16 protein-coding genes are annotated in these 18,465 nt (G+C 72.4%); 8 read left to right on the top strand and 8 right to left on the bottom strand.

What is annotated here, in order from left to right; translation table 11 throughout:
* Positions 1–110 precede the first annotated feature (110 nt).
* The 4 genes from Aru02nite_RS33520 to Aru02nite_RS33535 all read left to right on the top strand — a co-directional run bounded on the left by Aru02nite_RS33520 (position 111) and on the right by Aru02nite_RS33535 (position 5,489).
* Positions 111–677 (top strand): DUF1707 SHOCT-like domain-containing protein, encoded by a 567-nt coding sequence (locus Aru02nite_RS33520; RefSeq protein WP_239077116.1) that lies wholly within the window; start codon positions 111–113, stop codon positions 675–677.
* A 384-nt stretch (positions 678–1,061) separates the two neighbouring features.
* Complete coding sequence (locus tag Aru02nite_RS33525; protein ID WP_203664341.1) at positions 1,062–2,813, top strand: MFS transporter; 1,752 nt, start codon at positions 1,062–1,064, stop codon at positions 2,811–2,813.
* A 181-nt stretch (positions 2,814–2,994) separates the two neighbouring features.
* The gene (locus tag Aru02nite_RS33530; protein WP_203664342.1) at positions 2,995–4,308 is read left to right on the top strand and encodes a sensor histidine kinase; all 1,314 of its coding nucleotides are present in this window, start codon (positions 2,995–2,997) and stop codon (positions 4,306–4,308) included.
* Positions 4,305–5,489 (top strand): S8 family serine peptidase, encoded by a 1,185-nt coding sequence (locus Aru02nite_RS33535; RefSeq protein ID WP_203664343.1) that lies wholly within the window; start codon positions 4,305–4,307, stop codon positions 5,487–5,489. The genes Aru02nite_RS33530 and Aru02nite_RS33535 overlap by 4 nt, the downstream gene beginning before the upstream one ends.
* A gap of 49 nt (positions 5,490–5,538) precedes the next feature.
* Here the strand turns inward: Aru02nite_RS33535 and Aru02nite_RS33540 are convergent, their stop codons facing one another.
* The 8 genes from Aru02nite_RS33540 to eccCa all read right to left on the bottom strand — a co-directional run bounded on the left by Aru02nite_RS33540 (position 5,539) and on the right by eccCa (position 15,527).
* Positions 5,539–7,167: an ABC-F family ATP-binding cassette domain-containing protein gene (locus Aru02nite_RS33540; protein WP_203664345.1), complete on the bottom strand. Its 1,629-nt coding sequence runs from the start codon at positions 7,165–7,167 to the stop codon at positions 5,539–5,541.
* Between the two features lie 247 nt (positions 7,168–7,414).
* Complete coding sequence (locus Aru02nite_RS33545) at positions 7,415–7,771, bottom strand: hypothetical protein (RefSeq protein WP_203664347.1); 357 nt, start codon at positions 7,769–7,771, stop codon at positions 7,415–7,417.
* The gene (locus tag Aru02nite_RS33550) at positions 7,768–9,054 is read right to left on the bottom strand and encodes an alpha/beta hydrolase (RefSeq protein WP_203664349.1); all 1,287 of its coding nucleotides are present in this window, start codon (positions 9,052–9,054) and stop codon (positions 7,768–7,770) included. The genes Aru02nite_RS33545 and Aru02nite_RS33550 overlap by 4 nt, the downstream gene beginning before the upstream one ends.
* Positions 9,051–10,259 (bottom strand): WXG100 family type VII secretion target, encoded by a 1,209-nt coding sequence (locus Aru02nite_RS33555; RefSeq protein WP_203664351.1) that lies wholly within the window; start codon positions 10,257–10,259, stop codon positions 9,051–9,053. Before Aru02nite_RS33555 ends, Aru02nite_RS33550 begins: the two co-directional genes overlap by 4 nt.
* 1 nt (position 10,260) lies before the next feature.
* Positions 10,261–10,596 (bottom strand): DUF2563 family protein, encoded by a 336-nt coding sequence (locus Aru02nite_RS33560; protein ID WP_203664353.1) that lies wholly within the window; start codon positions 10,594–10,596, stop codon positions 10,261–10,263.
* A gap of 173 nt (positions 10,597–10,769) precedes the next feature.
* Positions 10,770–11,072, bottom strand: coding sequence for a WXG100 family type VII secretion target (locus tag Aru02nite_RS33565; RefSeq protein ID WP_203664355.1), 303 nt, complete (start codon positions 11,070–11,072; stop codon positions 10,770–10,772).
* Between the two features lie 19 nt (positions 11,073–11,091).
* Entirely contained in the window at positions 11,092–11,412 is a 321-nt protein-coding gene (locus Aru02nite_RS33570) for a hypothetical protein (protein WP_203664357.1), read from the bottom strand.
* A 149-nt stretch (positions 11,413–11,561) separates the two neighbouring features.
* Positions 11,562–15,527 (bottom strand): type VII secretion protein EccCa, encoded by a 3,966-nt coding sequence (eccCa, locus tag Aru02nite_RS33575; RefSeq protein ID WP_203664359.1) that lies wholly within the window; start codon positions 15,525–15,527, stop codon positions 11,562–11,564.
* Positions 15,528–15,665: 138 nt separating this feature from the next.
* Between eccCa and Aru02nite_RS33580 the strand changes: the two genes are divergently transcribed.
* From Aru02nite_RS33580 to Aru02nite_RS33595, 4 genes are all read left to right on the top strand, one after another.
* Entirely contained in the window at positions 15,666–16,412 is a 747-nt protein-coding gene (locus Aru02nite_RS33580) for a WXG100 family type VII secretion target (RefSeq protein WP_203664361.1), read from the top strand.
* A 64-nt stretch (positions 16,413–16,476) separates the two neighbouring features.
* A complete protein-coding gene (locus Aru02nite_RS33585) occupies positions 16,477–17,604 on the top strand; it encodes a WXG100 family type VII secretion target (RefSeq protein ID WP_239077117.1) in 1,128 nt (375 codons plus the stop codon).
* Complete coding sequence (locus Aru02nite_RS33590; RefSeq protein WP_203664364.1) at positions 17,601–18,137, top strand: WXG100 family type VII secretion target; 537 nt, start codon at positions 17,601–17,603, stop codon at positions 18,135–18,137. The genes Aru02nite_RS33585 and Aru02nite_RS33590 overlap by 4 nt, the downstream gene beginning before the upstream one ends.
* 16 nt (positions 18,138–18,153) lie before the next feature.
* Positions 18,154–18,462, top strand: a complete 309-nt coding sequence (locus tag Aru02nite_RS33595; RefSeq protein WP_203664366.1) for a YbaB/EbfC family nucleoid-associated protein — start codon at positions 18,154–18,156, stop codon at positions 18,460–18,462.
* Positions 18,463–18,465 lie beyond the last annotated feature (3 nt).

Raw genomic sequence — 18,465 nt, forward strand, 5'->3', positions numbered from 1 at the left:
GGGATCCCGACGGAACCGGCCGCCGGTGCCGGTGCCGGGCATCCGGTGCGGACCTCCGCCAACGCGGTCGTGCTCATCATGCCCGCCCGGCCGGGTCGTAGCATGGTGGCGTGAGCGATGGCGGGAAGTCAGGGGAGGACCCGCGTCCGACCGGTCTGCGGATCGGTGACAAGGAGCGCGAGTCGGCGTTGTCGGCCCTGGGCGAGCACATGTCCGCCGGCCGCCTCGACATCGACGAGTACGGTGACCGGTCCGCGAAGGTGACCGACGCGCGTACCCGGGACGATCTGTCGGCGTTGTTCGACGACCTGCCGGCGCCACACCCGACGTTCGGTGAGCCGCCGGCCGAGCCCCCCGCCGTACCGGAGGACAGGTCGCCGGCCCGGCGCCCGCCCGGCGGTACCGTCGTGCAGCGCGCCGCCGCAGGGTTCATGGGCGTGTCGTGGATCGTCGGCATCGGCCTGGCCGCCACCACGCACGTCTGGTGGCTGATCTTCCTGCCGATCGCGCTGTCCGCGGTGTTCGGCTCGGTGTGGGGCCGGGGCTGGCAGCGCGACGTCGACGGCCGGGACCGCGACCGGCACCGCGACCGGGACCGGCACGGCCGGGGCGACTGGGGCCACCGTGACTGGGACCGCGGCGACCGCGACCGGCGCGACGGCCACCGCGACCACTGAGCCGGGACCGTTGAGTCGGGAACCGCTGAGCCGGGACCGTTGAGCTTTGGTACCGCTGAGCTTTTGGTACGGCCGGGGCCGGCGGGGTGACGGCTTCACCCGCCGGTCCCGGCCCGTTCTGGCAGGGGTGACCACCGGCGTACGTTGCGCCGACCGTCGCCCCTGGGTTCTTCCGTTCCCGTGCGGTACCGGGCTCGTGGATGCATCGTGCCTCGCGGGAGTTGCGTGGGGACGGACTGGCTGTCCGTCACGTTCTTTCCCGTTCATCCGGTACGAAGCCGTGCCAAGCCGTGCCACCCCGCGCCGCCCCGTGCCGTCGTTCGGTGGTCACCGTCACAGCCATTAGTTAGCATGAAGTAACTAACCTTCTCCATGGGAAAGACCATGGGAGGTTCGTACGTGTCCGAGGCGCCCGCCAGACCCGCCGCCAAGTCCCGCTCCGGCCGGTTCGACCGGGACCACCCGCACTACAAGTGGGTGGCCCTGTCGAACACCACGCTGGGCATGCTGCTCGCCACGATCAACTCGTCGATCGTGCTGATCTCGCTGCCCGCGATCTTCAACGGCATCCACCTCAACCCGCTCGCCCCGGGCAACGTCAGCTACCTGCTGTGGATGCTGATGGGCTTCCTGCTCGTCTCCGCCGTACTCGTGGTCTCGCTCGGCCGGCTCGGTGACCTCGTCGGCCGGGTCCGCATGTACAACCTGGGTTTCGTGGTGTTCACCGTGTCGTCGGTGGCGCTCGCGCTCGATCCGCTCGACCAGGGGCCGGGCGCGCTGTGGCTGATCGGCTGGCGCGTGGTGCAGGCCGTCGGCGGCGCGATGATCTTCGCGAACTCGACCGCGATCCTCACCGACGCGTTCCCGGCGCGGCAGCGCGGCACCGCGCTCGGCGTCAACCAGGTCGCCGCGATCGCCGGCTCGTTCATCGGGCTGGTACTCGGTGGGGTGCTCGCCGAGATCGACTGGAAGCTGGTGTTCTGGGTCAACGTGCCGCTCGGCATCATCGGCACCATCTGGTCGTACCGGTCGCTGCACGAGCTGGGTACGAAGACGAAGGGCAAGCTCGACTGGCCCGGCAACATCACGTTCGCGGTCGGGCTCGGCGTCCTGCTCGCCGCGATCACGTACGGCATCCAGCCGTACGGTGGGCACACGACCGGCTGGACGAACCCCTGGGTACTCGCCGGGCTCATCGGCGGCGCCGCGCTGCTCATCGCGTTCTGCGTGATCGAGACGCGGGTGGCGGAGCCGATGTTCCACCTCGGCCTGTTCCGTAGCCGGGTGTTCGCCGGCGGCAGCCTCGCCGGCCTGCTGTCCGCGGTCGGCCGCGGCGGCCTGCAGTTCATGCTGATCATCTGGTTGCAGGGGATCTGGCTGCCGCTGCACGGCTACGACTACGAGTCGACGCCGCTGTGGGCCGGCATCTACCTGCTGCCGCTGACGCTCGGGTTCCTCGTCGCGGGGCCGATCTCGGGCGCGCTGTCCGACCGCTTCGGTACGAAGCTGTTCGCGGCGGTCGGGTTGCTGCTGACCGCGGCGACGTTCGTCGGGCTCGTACTGATCCCCGTCGACTTCCCGTACTGGCTGTTCGCGGTGATGGTGGCGCTCAACGGGCTCGGCTCCGGGCTGTTCTCGTCGCCGAACGCGTCGGCCGTGATGGGCGCCGTACCGGCGAACCAGCGGGGTGCGGCGGCCGGCATGCGCGGCACGTTCATGAACTCGGGTTCGGCGCTGTCCATCGGCGTGTTCTTCTCGCTGATGATCGTCGGCCTGGCGGCGAAGCTGCCGCAGGCGTTGACCACCGGCCTCACGCAGCAGGGCGTCGACCCGGCCGTCGCGGCGAAGGCCGGGCAGCTGCCGCCGGTCGGCAGCCTGTTCGCGGCGTTCCTCGGGTACAACCCGATCAAGACGCTGCTCGGCGACCAGATCTCCGGGCCCGGGGTGAACCGCGGGGCGTTGGAGGGCAAGGACTTCTTCCCGCACCTGATCGCCGGGCCGTTCCACTCGGGGCTGGTCGTGGTGTTCGTCGCGGCGGCGGCCATGATGGTCGTCGCGGCCGTCGCGTCGCTGCTCGGTGACCGCCGCGACCGGCGTACCGCGGCGGAGTCGGCGACCGGGGAGGCGGCGGCCTGAGCCGTCGCCGTGACTGTGGGGGAAACCCCACAACCGCCCCCCGATAACGGCGAAATCAAGGAAAACAGCGGGCTTTCGGCTTGCTCGTACGGTCACCGGCTTGCTAGACCCTTGGTACGCGAGGCGTACTCCTCGCGCCTGGGGAGGCGGTCGTGCGGTCGACGTGTCGAGGGACGGGTCGGTGATCGGCCGGGCCCTGGGAGAGGGCGGATTCCTCGGCACGCTGCTGCGCGGCGGGGTGGCGGTCGTCGCCGTCGGCCCGCCCGTTCCCACCGAGGCGGCCGATCCCAAACCGGTACCGGCATGGCGGCGGGTCGCGATGCTGCTCGGCCCGTCCGCCGGGCCGGTCGGGCCGGACGCGCTGCTGCACCGCGCCGGACGGTACCTGCTCCTCGCGCCGGTCGCGTACCGGATGCTGGCGTTGCCGGTGCCCGTCGGCATGCTGCTTGCCGTGTACGGCGTGACCGGGCTGGGGCCTGTGGTTCCCGTCGCGGTGGCGCTCGGCGCGCTCAACCTGGCGATGATCGCGCTGGTCCTGACCCGTCCGGTGCTCTCCGACGGACGGCTGCGCGCGGCGCTGCTGGCCGACCTGGTCGTCACCGTCGCCGCGAACGTCCTGGCCGCCGCGTCGGTACCGGGACCGCTGGACTCGCCGTACCACGACGTGTTCTGGGGGTACCTGGTCGGCACGGTGGTGCTGTGGGCGGGCGCCGCCGGCATCCACGCCAGCCTGTTCCCGCTGGCGCTGTCCGTACCGACGCAGGCGGCGATGAACTGGCTCAGTGACACCGGATCCGACTGGGTCGGCGCGCTGGGCCGGTTCGGTTGGCTGGCGCTGGCGGTGGTCCTCACCGCCCTCGTACTCGCGCTGTTCGGGATGGGCGTCCGGCTCGCGATGCTGGTCGGGATGCGCGCCGGTCGGCAGGCCGAACGCGCCCGCGTACTGCGCGGCATGCACGACACGGTGCTCCAGACGCTGGAGGCGATGGCCCTGTCCGCCGGCCTCGACCACGCCGAACCGGCGGTCGCGCTGGCCGAACTGCGCGGCATGGCCCGCAGCCAGGCCGGGCTGCTGCGCCGCGCGCTCGGCGAGGAGACCGACCACGTCCAGCGCCAGTTCACCGACGACCTGGCCGAGGTGGTCGCCGAGGCCGTCGTCGACGGGCTGCCCACCGAACTCGTCGTCGCCGACGTCGACGAGTCCGGGCTGTGCGCCGCCCGCCGTACCGCGCTCCGCGATGCCGTACGCGAGGCGCTGCGCAACACCCGCAAGCACGCCGGCCGCTGCGACGCGCTGGTCCGCGTCGACGACGCCGACGGCGGCATCCGCGTCGTGGTACGCGATCACGGCCGCGGCTTCGTCGTCGACGAGGCCAGGTTGGGCTTCGGCCTGGCCGAGTCGGTCCGGGCCCGGCTCGCCGAGGTCGGCGGTACCGCGCACATCGAGTCGTGGCCCGGCCGCGGCACCCGGATCACCCTCTGGACACCGCGATGAGACGCCTCACCGCACTGCTCCTCGCCGCGGTCGCGGTGGCGACCGCCGTCGCCGCCCCCGTACCGGCGTGGGCCGAGGACCGCTGCGCCACGCCGGCCGGCGTGTACCGGGACGGGACGCCGTGGGCGCAGGAACTCCTTGCGCCGCAACGGGTCTGGCCGCTCACGACCGGCGCCGGGCAGACCGTCGCGGTGGTCGGTACCGGCGTCGATCCGGGCAACGCGCAGCTCGCCGGGCGCGTCTCCGGCAGCGAGACGTTCGGCCAGGTCGACAAGACCCACCCGGACTGCAACGGCCGCGGTACGGTCGCCGCCGGCATGATCGCGGCCGTACCCCGGGGCAGCACCACGTTCTCCGGGCTGGCGCCCGGCGCGTCGATCCTGTCGCTGCACTACACCGACGCCGCGGACGGCGACGCCGGCGGATCCGGCGGCGCGCCGAGCGCCGACCAGCTCGCCGCCGCGATCGACAGCGCGCGGCAGCACCACGCCGACGTCGTCTGCGTCGCCGTACCCACGACCGAGGACAGCGGGCAGCTCCGGAAGGCGGTCGCCGCGGCCGTCGCCGCCGGCATCGTCGTCGTGTCCCCGGCCCTCATCGGCCAGAACGGCGGCGCCGCGGCCCGGTCGTACCCGACGTCGCTGCCCGGGGTACTCGGCGTGGCGTCCGTGGACCGCAACGGATCCGCGGTCTCCGGCGAGACCGGCGACTACCTCGACGTGTCGGCGCCGGGCGCGGACGTGGTCGGCACCGCGGCCGGCGCGGGCGGCCACGTCGGGCACAACTGGCCCGTCAACGACCCGGCCGCCGCCGCCGGGTACGCCGCCGCCACGGTGGCGCTGGTGCGGGCGTACCGGCCGGAGCTGACCACGGCGGCGGCGGTGGTGGACCGGATCGAGGCCACCGCCGACCGGGGCACCCAGTCCCACGACCCGCGCGTCGGACACGGCCTCATCGACCCGTACGCGGCGGTCACCGCCGAACTGCCCACCCATCGCGGTACGCCCCGGCCCAAGACCCGTACGGTGCAGGCCGCGGCGGTGACCACGCCGCACCTCGACCCGCACCGTACGCCGGTGGTCGTGATCGGGTTGGGCGCCGTGGCCGGAGCGATCGTGGCCACGCTGCTCGTCGCCGCGACCCGCCGCGCCCGCGCCAACGGCTTCCGCCCCCGCCGCTGAAAGTCCGCGCTCCTCCCGTCGAACGGGCGGATCCGGTGCGGCACAAGGGTTATCCGGTTGCGGCGTCGGTCTCGGTGAGTTGGCCGTCGGCGAGGTGCAGCCAGCGCGTCACGCCGATGTCGGCGAGGAACCGCTCGTCGTGGCTGACCACCACGAACGCCCCCTCGTACGCGGTGAGCGCGCTCTCCAGCTGTGCGACGCTGGCGATGTCGAGGTTGTTGGTGGGTTCGTCGAGCAGCAGCAGTTGCGGCGCGGGCTCGGCGTACAGGACGCAGGCGAGGGTGGCGCGGAGCCGTTCGCCACCGGACAGCACGCCGACCGGCAGGTCGGCGCGCGCGCCGCGGAACAGGAAGCGCGCCAACAGGTTCATCCGCCGGTCGCGCGGCAGGTCGGGTGCGGCGGCGGCCAGGTTCTCCAGCACCGTACGCGCGGGGTCGAGCAGGTCGAGGCGTTGCGACAGCGCGGCGATCCGCCCCTCCGCCCGCCGTACGGTGCCGTCGGTGGGGGTCAGCTCGCCGCCGACGACGCGCAGCAGCGTGGACTTGCCCGCACCGTTCGCCCCGGTGAGCGCGATCCGCTCGGGGCCCCGGACGGACAGGTCCAGGTCGCGGAACACGTACCGGTCGCCCTGTCGTACGGCGAGGCCGGTGCCCTCGAACAGGGTGCGGCCGGCCGGCACCGCCGTACCCGGCAGGGACAGGGTGATGGTGCGTTCGTCGCGCAGCGACCGTTCGGCCTGGTCGAGGCGGGTGCGCGCGGCGTCGAGCCGGGCCGAGTGCGTCTCGTTCGACCGGGCGGCCGACTCCTGCGCGCGCCGCTTCAGCCCGCCGGCCACGATCCGCGCCATGCCGGCGTTTCCGAGGTTGCGGGCCGCGTTGCCGGCGCGGCGCGCGGCGCGTTCCCGGGCCTGCTGCATCTCCCGTTTCTCCCGCTTGACCTCCTGCTCGGCGCTGCGGATGTGCCGTTCCGCGACGTCCCGTTCGGCCTGCAACGCCTCCTCGTACGCGGTGAAGTTGCCGCCGAACGTGCGCATCTCGCCGGGCGACAGTTCCGCGATGCGGTCCATCCCGTCGAGGAGTACCCGGTCGTGGCTGACGACCAGCAGGCAGCCGGACCACTCGGCGAGCACCGCGTACAGCCGGCGGCGGGCGGCCAGGTCCAGGTTGTTCGTGGGCTCGTCGAGCAGCAGTACGTCGGGCCGGGCGACGAGCTGTGCTGCCAGTCCCAGCGACACGACCTCGCCGCCGCTGAGCGTCGCCAGCCGCCGGTCGAACTCCACGTCGCCGAGCCCCAGCCGGTCCAGCTGCGCGCGGGTGCGTTCCTCCACGTCCCAGTCGGTACCGATGGTGGTGAAGTGCTCCTCGCTCGCGTCGCCCGCCTCGACGGCGGCCAGGGCCCGCACCACGGGCGCGATCCCGAGTACCTCGGCGACGGTCAGCTCGCCGTCGAACGTGAGCGTCTGCGGCAGGTACCCGACGACGCCCCGGGTCGTGACGCTGCCGCCGGTCGGCCGGTACTCGCCGACGAGCAGCTTCAGCAGCGTGCTCTTGCCGCTGCCGTTGGCGCCGACCAGCCCGGTACGCCCGGCGCCGACGGAGAAGGACAGGTCGCGGAACACCGGCGTACCGTCGGGCCAGGAAAAGGACAGACGGGAGGACACGACACTTGCGTCAACCATGAGAAAGAGACCTCTGACGTGAGAATCAGGCAGCTCGACCGGCCGCCCGGCGGACACGGACGCACGACCGACAGACCTCGGGACGCTGCCGCGTCACCGGTCCGTCCTCCAGGCGGTCACCCGGAGATGCCGTCGTCACCCGCCATCTCAACTCCCATGTCCTACGACAGAGCCGCCGCAACCATACATCGCGGGTCCGGCGCCGTCACCGGAGATCCGCCGCTGTGAACGACCACACGCCCCGCGGTCAGGCGCGGAAGCAGGGCGTCGACCCGCCGGCGACGACAGTACGGCCGGCGACGTGCACGCCCAGGTCGTACCCGTCCCGGCTCAACTGCACCGCCTGCTCGCGCGGGGAGCTGCGGTCGACGACCCGCCACCCCGCCGGCCCGTACCCGGCGCGCAGCAGCCCGACCGGGTCCACGGTGTCCACAGTGGACGCCCGCACGCTGTACTCCCAGCGGGTCGAGCGGGCGTCGCAGGACAGCGACACGTCCCGCGTCACCGAGCCCGTCCCGGCCGGTACGCCCAGCCGGGACAGGATGTCGCGGACGACGGTGCGCAGCACGTCCGCGGCGTCGGCGACCGTGGCGGGCGACGTCACGGCTGCGCCGGGGTGGTGGATCCGCCGGTGAACACGCCGTACATGTTCCACCATGCGTCCGAGTGGTACGTGAAGACGTCCGAGTGCGCCGACACGCCGTGCAGTTCCGAGCCGTCCGGGTAGTTGCCGGTCGCCAGGTCGACGGTGCCGGGGAACGTGTCCGGATCGGCGCCGTGCCCCAGGTTGCCCAGCTCCACCCCCTGCACGTACGAGATGGGGTCGCCGGGCGCGGTCATCGAGTACCGCTGGACGTCGGGCTGGGTGTCGTGCAGGTCGGTGGGGGACCAGTCGCCGTGCCCCATGCCCGCCGACTCGACCGACAGCACCCGGTCCGCGTCGAGCCCGTCGTGCTCGGCCAGGCCCACCACGGCCCCGCCGTACGAGTGGCCGGCGACGGTCACCTGGACGTCGTTGCCCGCGGCCGGGGACGCCGCGATCTGGTCCCGCAGCTGGTGCGAGAAGTCGGCCAGCCGCGGCGCCAGGTCCTGCGAGTAGCTGGCCTGGGCGGCGTGCAGCAGGTTCGGCGGGAAGTCGCCGTCCTGCCAGGTCACCATCGCCAGCCCGCCGGTCGGGTCGGCGTCCACGAAGGACTTCGCCCGCTCGTACAGGCCCTGGTAGTTGTCCAGGTCGGCGAACGTACCGGGGACGAGTACGCCGACGTTCCTCGTGTCCGAGGAGATGTCGCCGACCAGCTCGACGATGCGCCCCTGCCCGCTCGGGTCGAAGTCGATGATCTTCCGGTTGTCGTCCAGGATCGACTGGTACAGGTCGACGCGCTTCTGCGCCGACGCGATGTCGTCGTCCAGGTGGCCGTCGCCGTCGAACAGCCGGGCGAAGAAGTTCCGTTGCTGGTGCGCGGTCTCCTCGGCCTCCAGCTGGTCCAGGCGGGCCCGTTCCGCGGTCAGCGCGTCGCCGACCTTCTGCCGGTTCGCCGCGATCCGGTCCGCGAACGCGCCACCCGAGCCGGTGCCGTCCGCCCCCAACAGCGACCGGTACGCCGAGGCGGCGTCCGCGTCCCCGCCGAGGTAGTTCGCCGCGCTGGCGCGGAGTCCGGTCACCAGGGTCGACATCGACCGGCCGCCGTCCCGTACGGACGAGCCGACGGTGCCGAGCGCCGCGGAGTACGCCGACTGGAGGGTGCCGGACTCGGTGAGCCCGCCGAACGCGCCGGCCGGCAGCGACCCGGAGAGTTCGCCGGTCAGGCCCGACAGGTCGGTGGCCCGGCCGGCGAACGACTCGGCGGCGCCGCTGAGCGCCTCCGGCCGGGCCAGGAAGCCGGTCACGGCGTGTCCTCGCCGATCACCGGCGGGGCGACGATCGCGGTCTCACCCCACACGTTCTCGGTCTCCACCAGCCACGGCGGGATCCGCCGGCCGCCACCCATGTCGCCGGCGCCCATCGCGGCGCCCATCGGCATCATCGGCATCATGCCCATGCCCCGGCCGGCGGTCGTGCCCGCCGCGGCGGCACCCGCGGTACCGAGCGACGCGGCGGCCGACGTACCCGTGGCGCCGCCGGACAGCGTGGCGCTCGCGGACGGATCCTCGCCCGTACCGCCACCGCCGCCGCCGAAGTCGCCGCCGCCACCGCCGCCGCCCGCCCCACCGGTACGGGGCAGCGCGCCGGTCTTCGCCGCCTTGCCGTCCTTGTCCTTGTCGCGCCGCATGAACCCGGGCAGCTTCGGCATCAGCCCGCCGAACCGGCCCGCCGACGCGGCCGACGCCGCCGCGAGTCCCGCCGTGAACATCCGCCCGAACAGCGGGCTGGTCCCGGCCGCCACCGCACCGGCGCCGACGAGTACCGGAAGGGTGGTGGGGACGCCGGAACCGGCAGCGGTGCCGAGCGAGGTGTTGAGGGCCGGCAGCGTGGTCGGCGTCGCGGTGGAGCCGTCCTGCGGTACCGACGGGGCGGGCGCGGCGTCCGGCGGGACCGGCATCGACGAGTCGGCCGCCGTGTAGTGCCCGGCGAGCTGGCTCATCACCTGGACCGCCTGCTGGTGCGCGCCGTCCGCGGCCTGCGCCGCCGCCTGGTGGTCCTGTACGGCCTTGACCGCGTCGTTCTGCTTGCTGGCCAACGACTGTACGACGTCGGACGGCAGCGACGGGTCCAGCGACAGCGGGGTCGTGGCGAGTTGCACGGTGCTCGGCGACAGGTCCGGCACGCTCACCGGCTGCGGCATCTTGCGGCGCGCGTCCTCCAGCGCCTCCGCCGACGAGTACGTCAGGTCGCGCACGTCGTACGCGGTGTCGGCGACCTTGCGGATGCCCTTCGCCAGGTCGGTGATCATCGTGTGGTACTGCTGCGCCGCGCCACCGGACCACTTGTCGCTGAACGAATGGAGCTGCTTCTCCAGGTCGTTCGCCCGGTCGTGCAGCGATCCGCCGGTGGCGTCCCACGTACTGCCGGCGCCGCGGGCCGTCTTCGGATCCCCGGCGTACAGCATCGCGACGAGCTGCTGGTGGCTGTACTGGCTGAAGTCGGTGCCCATGTCAGCAGCTCCTGTCGGACTGGGAGACGCCGAGCGCGGCGGCGATGTCCTGGTCGGTGCGCTCGTACCCGTCGGCGACGGTGTGCGTCACGTCGCCGGCGAACGCGATCGCCTCGCGGACGTTGCCGAGCAGGTCGTGCATCTGCCGTACCGCGGACTGGTGGTGGTCGGACAGCGCGTGCGCCTCGCCGAAGTCGCCCAGCAGTACGGGATGGTTCCACAGCGAGCCGAGACCGTCGGTCGGCTTTCCGATGGCGTCGAGCTGCGTCTCCAGCTCGCGCGCGAAGTCCTTGAGGGACTGGAGATGTACGCGGAACGAATACTGGTCGTCGTGCATGGCAGCTCCCGCTCGGAGGTCCTGACGGAATCGTCGTCGGGTCACGCGGTGGGGTCGCAGCCCCGCGGTGGGTCGCAGCCCCAAACGAATCGATCGCGCGGGGCTCGTGGCCCCGCGCGATCGGAGGTGCCGGCGGGCGGGTAGTAGGGAGGAATGCCCGCCGGCACGATGGGCTACTGGAAGTAGCCCGCGTTCTTGTTCTCCAGCGCGAGCTGGATGTCGTGCGCCTCGTTGACCTTGCCGGAGAACTGACCGATCACGCCGACGATGTCGGCGATCGCGGACCGCAGGCGGGTCTCCGAGTTCTCGGCGGCCTGGCCGGCGGAGCTGCCCGACGCGTACCAGGTCTCCTTGATGGGGGCCAGGTGCTGGTGCAGCTGGTCCATGTAGTTGTCGAGCGCCTTCGCCTTGGCGAACAGCGAGTCCGCGCTGGCGCGCAGGGCACCGAACTCTACGTTGATGACATCGGCCGACATGGGTGACTCCTCGCGAAGATCAGCCGGCTCCGCCGGACAGTCGGTTCAGGACACTGCCGCCGGCGCCGACGGCGCCGTTGAGGTTGCGGAACGAGTCGGAGACCGTCGCATCGCCACTGCCGTAGTTGTGGAAGCTCTGGTTCACCAGGTTCGACATGTTCTCCAGCTCGCGGCTGGCGACCTTCATGTCGTCCTGAAGCTTCGTGTGCAACTGCCAGAACGCGTTGGCCTGGTCACCGGCGTACCGGCTGAGCACCGATACGAGGTCGTTCTCCAGTTCGGCCATCGTCTTGGCCGCACCGGCCGCGGTCTCGTCGAACCCCTGGACCGCCTTGGTCATGGCGGCGGAATCTGACTGGAATCCCGGACTACCCACGACGGGCCACCTCCTCTCGATCGCTTCTCGTTGTCTGCACAGAACCTTAGGGAAACTCGGTGATCCCATTGCACGGCACAAGTGCCGGACGCGCTACGGCCGAATTACCCACATCAGCTCTTTTGCTCGTCCAACAGGGCGAGGTGGATCAGCTCGGCACCGGTCCGGCGGTTCACCAGGGTGCCGCGGCCGGGCGGCTGCGGGGACGCCTTGACGTCGCCCAGGAGTACGCCCTCGTCCTTGGTACCGGACAGCAGCAGGCCGGGGCTGCCCAGCTCGCGTACGCGGCCCAGAACGGGCTCGTAGAGCGACTTCGAGGCGCCGCCGGAGTGCCGGGCGAGGACGAGGTGCAGGCCGATGTCGCGGGCCAGCGGCACGAACTCCAGCAGCGGCGCCAGCGGGTTGCGGCCGCCGACGGCGACCAGGTCGTAGTCGTCGACGAGGATGAACAGTTCGGGGCCGCTCCACCAGGACCGGTCGCGCAGCTGCTCGGGCGTCACGTCCGGGCCGGGCAGCCGGCCCTGCATCGCCTGCCGGATCTCGCCGACGACGCCGGTCAGCGTCGGCTCGGCCGCGGCGTACGACATGAGGTGGTCGCCGGCGACCGCGTCGAGCAGGCCGTGCCGGTAGTCGACGACGAGGACGGCCGCCTCGGCCGGCGTGTAGCGGGCCATGATGCCCTGGCCGATCATCCGCAGCAGGTTCGACTTGCCGGACTCGGTGTCGCCGAACACCAGGAAGTGCGGGTCGACCGACAGGTCGATGCACACCGCGCCCAGGTCCGATTCCGCGATGCCGACGGGGATCGCGCGCCGCGGCAGGTTCGCCGGTACGGGCAGCTCGACGGCCGGCAGCACCGTCGGCAGCAGCCGTACCTGCGGGGCGCGCGGGCCGTTCCAGGACGCCGACACCCGCGACACGAGCGCCGCCGTACCGTCGGTGATGTCGTCCACTGTGGACCGTCCGTCGATGCGCGGCAGCCCGGTCAGGAAGTGCAGCTTGTCGGCGGTCAGCCCGCGACCCGGCGCGCCCGACGGTACGTTCTGCGCGGCGCGGCGGTCGATCGCCGAGTCGGCCGGATCGCCCAGCCGCAGCTCGAACCGGGTACCGATGACGTCGCGCAGCTGCGGGCGTACCTCCATCCAGCGGTTGACGGACAGCACCACGTGGATGCCGAAACCGAGGCCCCGTGCGGCGAGCGTGGTGATCGCCTGCTCCAGCGGCTCGTACTCCTGGCGGAGCGTCATCCAGCCGTCCACGAACAGGAACACGTCGCCGAACTCGCGGCCGTCCGGGTGCGGCAGCTCCCGCCGGCGCCGCCGGAACGTGGCCATCGAGTCGATCCGGTACTCCGCGAACAGCTTCTCCCGCTCGGTCAGCAGCGCGGTCAGTTCCGCGACGATGCGCCGGCAGCGTTCCGCGTCGAGCCGCGCCGCGGTACCGGAGACGTGTGGCAGGCCGGCCAGCGCGGACAGCCCGCCGCCGCCGAAGTCGAGGACGAAGAACTGCACCTCGGCCGGGGTGTGCGTGAGTGCCAGCGAGGCCAGCAGCGTACGCAGCAGCGTCGACTTGCCGGACTGCGGCGCCCCGGCCACGATCGCGTTTCCGGCCTGCCCGGACAGATCCGCCCACAGCAGGTCCCGCCGCTGCTCGAACGGCTTGTCCACCAACGCGACCGGTACGGTCAGGCGCCCGTTGCCGGCCCAGTTGACGGGGCACAGGCCGCGCACCGGGTCGCTGCCGAGCGGGGGGAGGAGCGCGTCGACGCTCGGCGGTTCAGCCAGCGGCGGCAGCCAGATCTGGTGCGCCTCCGGGCCGCGGCCCTCCAGCCGGGCCACCATCGCGCCGAGGATCGTCTCGCCGATCGGTGTCGAGCCGGGGATCGCCGGTGTGGCAGGCGTTTCCACCTCCGCCTTCGGTTCGGGCACCCGCGCCAGCGTGTACGGCAGGGCCCGGCGTACGACGGCGGGGGCGGCGGTGCCGGAGCCGTCCAGCGGCGGCAGGTCGCCCGAGACGTACGCGGCCTTGAAACGGGTCAGCGTCGACGTGTCGACCTTCAGGTACGCCGAGCCCGGCACCGGCGGCAGCTCGTACGCGTCCGGTACGCCGAGGACCGCGCGGCTCTCCGACGCGGAGAACGTGCGCAGACCCACCCGGTACGACAGGTGCGAGTCGAGCCCGCGCAACCGGCCCTCCTCCAGCCGCTGCGACGCCAGCAGCAGGTGGATGCCGAGCGACCGGCCGAGCCGGCCGATCATCACGAACAGGTCGATGAACTCGGGCCGGCTGCTCAACAGTTCGGAGAACTCGTCGATGATCACCAGCAGGGACGGCAGCGGGCGCAGGTCGGCGCCGGCCTCCCGGGCCCGCTCGTAGTCGCGGACGGACGCGAAGTTGCCGGCGTCGCGCAGCAGTTCCTGCCGCCGTACCATCTCGCCGCGCAGCGCGTCCGCCATCCGGTCGACCAGCGGCAGCTCGTCGGCGAGGTTCGTGATGACCGCGCAGGTGTGCGGCAGCCCGGTCATCCCGGCGAACGTGGCGCCGCCCTTGAAGTCGATGAGCGCCAGGTTCAGCGTCTCGGACGAGTGCGTGACCGCGAGCCCGGCGACGAGCGTACGCAGCAGCTCGGACTTGCCGGACCCGGTCGCGCCGATGACCAGGCCGTGCGGCCCCATGCCGTGCTCGGCGGACTCCTTCAGGTCCAGTTCGACGGGGCGGCCGTCGGGGTCGATGCCGAGCGGGATGCGCAGCCGGTCCCGCGGCGCCCGAGCCCGCCACGTGACGGCCGGGTCGATGCCGCGCGGGTCGCCCAGCCCGAGCAGGTCCGCCAGCCCGAACGTCGCGGACAGCGGCAGCTCGTCCCGCACCGGCGTGCCCGTGTACAGCGGGGTCATCAAGCGCGCCAACGCTTCCGCCGAACTCGCGTCGAGCCGGTCCACGTCCCCGGCGAACGCGACGCCGTCGGCGGTGGCCATGCCGACCCGTCCGTCCGTCAGGATCAGCCCGAGTACGCCCGGCTCCGGGCCGGCCTCGTCGACCGTGCCGCCGATCTCCAGTACGGTGACGCCGGCGAGCCCGCCGTCCGGCGCCAGCCGGCTGTCCCCGTACGTGCGGCCGCCGTCGACGACCGCCACCACGTGCGGCAGCCCCACCCCGGACGGGTGGCCGAACGGCGCCCGCTCGCCGAGATCGGTACCGATCAGGTCGGCCAGCGCGGTCATGTCGTCGGCGCACAGCCGGATCGGGCCGGCGGCGTCGGCCCGGCCGAGGTCGGCGGCGTGCGGCAGCCACTTCGTCCAGTCCCAGTCGGTCCAGCGGTCGCCGGCGGCGCAGATGCCGACGCGCAGGTCGTCCGGGGCGTGGAAGGTGGCGAGCTGGCCGAGCATGGCGCGGGCCAGGTCGAGGCAGGCGTCCCGGTCGCCGACCAGCGTGATCCGGTGGAACGAGCGCAACGAGATCGCCACCGGCAGCCCCGACACCGTCGCGTACGCCCGGATGAAGTGCCGCAGCGACGTGGAGCAGACCGGGTCGAGGTCCTCCAGCGGCGCGGTCTGCGGCGCGCGCAGCGGCGTGGCGAGCCGTTGCGGGCCGGTACCGATGCGGACGCGGCCGAAGTCCCGGTCGCCGCGGGAACGTTCCCAGAGCCGTTCGGTGCCGACGACGGTCCACAGGTCGGCCGGGTCGGGTCCGCCCGCGAGCATCGCGTCCCGCTGTTTCGCCGCGACCTTCTGCACCTGGCCGCGCAGCCCGCCGAGGTACCGCAGGTAGTCCCGGCGTTCGTTGTTGATCTGGGCCTTCTTCGCCGCGCCACCACGGGAGAGCGACATGACGAGCATGCCGACCATGGCCCCCGCGTACAGCCCGCCGAAGACGTACGTCATGACGCCGCCGGACCGTCCGATGTAGACGAACGACATGGCGCCCATGCCGAGCATCATCGGCAGCATGAACAGCAGCTGCATGCCGCCCTGCCCGGTGCCCCGCGGCAGCACCGGCGGCGACTGCAAGGGGATCTCCCCGTTCGGCGGTTCGGGCAGCGCGAGCCGCCTGCCCCGGCGCCGTACCGTGTCGACGGTCATCGCCCACTCCTCACGCGTACCTGCGGGTAGCCATCCTGCCCGGTCGCATTGCCCAGCCGTCAAGCCGGGACCATGGGTACTTTTGCCGTTCATCGCGGCATCGCCACGCACCTACGATGTGGCCGACAGCAGAGGGAGGTGAGTGGGTTGGACGGTCAGTACGAGGCCCGGCCGGAGGCGATGCGCGCCGCAGTCGGCAACGTTTCGGGGATCCTCGTCCAGGCCATCACCACCCTGCTCGACCTTGAGTCGCTGCTCGTCGACCCGGCCTCGTTCGCTCAGCTCGGTGGCGCCGTCGCGACCGCCAACACCGAGCTGCAGGGCGAGCAGATCCGCGCCCTGCGGTCGCTGCTGGACCTGTTGCGGGACACCAACGATTCGGTGCACCGCAGCGCGAACGACTACGACGAGGCCGACCGGAACCTCGCCACGTCGTACGGCGGTGGCACGTCGCCGTTGTGGCACTCCACGTCCGCCGCGGACCTCGCCGGGTTCGCGGTGACCGACAGCGCGGGGTCCCCCGGCACACCGCACTCGGTCGGGACGGTGCTCGACTACCTGGCACGTACCGGGATGGGCGAGCTGGCGTACCGGCCGGTGCCGGCGGACGGGTTCGCCGACGCGGGCGGGTTCGCCGACTGGCTCGACGCCGATCCGGAGCACCAGTCCCGGCTCGGCGTCATCGGCGTGTACTCCGGCGAGTCACGGGGGCTCGCCGACGTACCAGCGATCCAGCGCGGGGACGTGGTCGTGGCCGGTTCGCTCGGCGACGGCCAGTCCCTGATCGGTGTGGCCGGCGGCGACGGCCAGCTCTACAACCACGGCCCGGTCGGGCCCGACCTCCCGTACGGCAGCCGGATTCGCGTGTACCGCCCGGTCGCCTGACATTGACGTTGAACCAGTACCACGAGGGGTGTGTGTCGTGATCGCGTTCCCGAATTCCAGTGCGATGGACGCCACGGCCGCGGGCGGCGGACCCATCACCATGCTGCCGCGGATCGTCACCGGCCAGCCCGAGTCGATCCTGTCGCACGTGACGGACGTACTGGGCAAGGCGGCGAAGTTCGTGACCCTGCTGGAGGACCTCGACCGGGCGCGTCAGCAGCTCGGCCAGGTCTGGTCCGGCAAGGCGTCGGAGTCTGCGTTGCAGAAGATCTCCGACTCGCTCCAGCAGTTCGAGAAGATCATCAAGGCCATCCAGGACGGGGCGAAGCTGCTGGAGGAGGCGGCCCGGCTGGTCCAGGTGGTGCAGACGGCGTACAGGTCGATCGTGTCGTCGGTGAACCCGACGGTGGCGGCGCTCATGTCGAGCCACTGGACGCGGCCGGCGGCGCACGCGCTGTCGACGGCGGCCAGCTCGTCGCTGCGGACGTTCATCGAGTCGATCGCCGCGCTCATGAACGCGCTCGGCGTGACCAAGATCGGCACCGTACTGACGGACATCAGCGGCATCATCGGGGCGCTGGAAGGCTTGTTCGGCAAGGGATCCGACGGTTCGCCGCTGAACACCGGCTCGGTGTCGGGCACCCAGGTGACCGCGCCCGGCCAGGTGAACACGGTCGCGTCGTCGACCGGCCAGCAGGCCCTCACCGGCAACATCGGCACGCTGCCCACGATGAGCCCGCTGACCGGCGGTACGACGGCGGCCAGCGGCCTGTCCGGCCTGCTCGGCGTGCCCGGCCAGGCCACCAACGGGGTCACCTCCGGCCTCGGCGACTTCATGAACTACACGCCGGCCGCGCTCGGCGGTACGGCCGGGGCGGGGACGGGTGCCGGGATCGCCGTCGGTGACACGGACGCGTGGCTCCCGGTCGACCACGGCGGCAACGCCGACGCCGGCAGCGCCACCGGTACGGACACCGGCGCGACCGACACCGGCTCGACCGGTACGGACGCCGGGTCGGCGGGCGGGCACGAGACCACGATCACCGCGCACAAGGGCGATCTGACCGTCACCGTCACCACCGAGACCGATCCGGGCCACGCCGGCGGGATCGACCTGGACGTGTCGTCCGGCGCCGACCACATCGTCGAGCACGTCGACATCGACGCCGCCGGCAAGGTCAGCGTGGGGTGAGCGCGATGCTCGCCGGCAGTACCGTCGACCTGTCGGGCGTGCTGGGCACGCTGCGCGACAGGTACGCGGAGGTCCTGTTTGCCCACCGGCGCGCGGCCACCGGGGATCCGGTCGCGCTGCGCGCCGCGGGGCGTACGCACCACACGCAGGCGGACCGGATCGACGGCGCCGCAACGGATCTCGCCGACCGTACGCTGTCGGACGACTGGACCGGTCCGGCGGCCACCGCGTACCGGCAGTGGGCCGGTACGCTCGGCCGCGACCTCGCCGGCTGTTCGACGGTGTTGCGCCGCCAGTCCGACGTCCTGTCGGGCGCGGCGGACGCGCTGGAGTCGGCGGCGTCGGACATCGACCGGCTGCGCGGGGAGTTCGACCGGCAGTTCGCGTCGCTCGTCGCGTCCGCCGGTTCGGTACCCGTCGACCAGGTCGGCGCGGTCCTCACCAGCGCGCGGTCGCTCGGCGACGCGTACCTGACCGCCGCCGGTACGGTGAGCACGGCACTCGGCCGGGCGCTCGGTGCGCTCGCGGCATGATTCCCCGGAGGCGTTCATGAACACGGAGATCGACGACCTGCTCGCCCGGGTGCGTGAGCAGCAGGCCGAGGTGGAGCGGATCCAGAAGTCCGTCACCGAGTTGGAGATCACCGGCTACTCGCGGAACAACGAGGTGACGGTGAAGCTGCGCGGCACCGGGCGGTTCACCGAGGTGTCGATCGACCCGGACGTGGCCCGGCGGCTCGACGCGAACAGCCTCGGCGACGTGATCCTGGAAGCCGTCAACGACGGCCTGAAGCGGCTCGGCGAGGCCAGTACGGCGAAGTTCAAGCCGGTGCTGGACGCGTCCGGCACCGACCTCTGACGC

It is taken from the genome of Actinocatenispora rupis, assembly GCF_016861975.1.
In the GTDB taxonomy this organism is placed as follows: Bacteria; Actinomycetota; Actinomycetes; order Mycobacteriales; family Micromonosporaceae; genus Actinocatenispora; species Actinocatenispora rupis.

Bases quoted from the DNA above. Each gene is read 5' to 3' on its own strand.
- Aru02nite_RS33570 (WP_203664357.1), bottom strand. From the start codon at position 11,412: ATGACCAAGGCGGTCCAGGGGTTCGACGAGACCGCGGCCGGTGCGGCC.
- Aru02nite_RS33585 (WP_239077117.1), top strand. From the start codon at position 16,477: ATGGACGCCACGGCCGCGGGCGGCGGACCCATCACCATGCTGCCGCGG.
- Aru02nite_RS33535 (WP_203664343.1), top strand. From the start codon at position 4,305: ATGAGACGCCTCACCGCACTGCTCCTCGCCGCGGTCGCGGTGGCGACC.
- Aru02nite_RS33555 (WP_203664351.1), bottom strand. From the start codon at position 10,259: ATGGGCACCGACTTCAGCCAGTACAGCCACCAGCAGCTCGTCGCGATG.
- Aru02nite_RS33560 (WP_203664353.1), bottom strand. From the start codon at position 10,596: ATGCACGACGACCAGTATTCGTTCCGCGTACATCTCCAGTCCCTCAAG.
- eccCa (WP_203664359.1), bottom strand. From the start codon at position 15,527: ATGACCGTCGACACGGTACGGCGCCGGGGCAGGCGGCTCGCGCTGCCC.
- Aru02nite_RS33595 (WP_203664366.1), top strand. From the start codon at position 18,154: ATGAACACGGAGATCGACGACCTGCTCGCCCGGGTGCGTGAGCAGCAG.
- Aru02nite_RS33565 (WP_203664355.1), bottom strand. From the start codon at position 11,072: ATGTCGGCCGATGTCATCAACGTAGAGTTCGGTGCCCTGCGCGCCAGC.
- Aru02nite_RS33525 (WP_203664341.1), top strand. From the start codon at position 1,062: ATGGGAGGTTCGTACGTGTCCGAGGCGCCCGCCAGACCCGCCGCCAAG.
- Aru02nite_RS33540 (WP_203664345.1), bottom strand. From the start codon at position 7,167: ATGGTTGACGCAAGTGTCGTGTCCTCCCGTCTGTCCTTTTCCTGGCCC.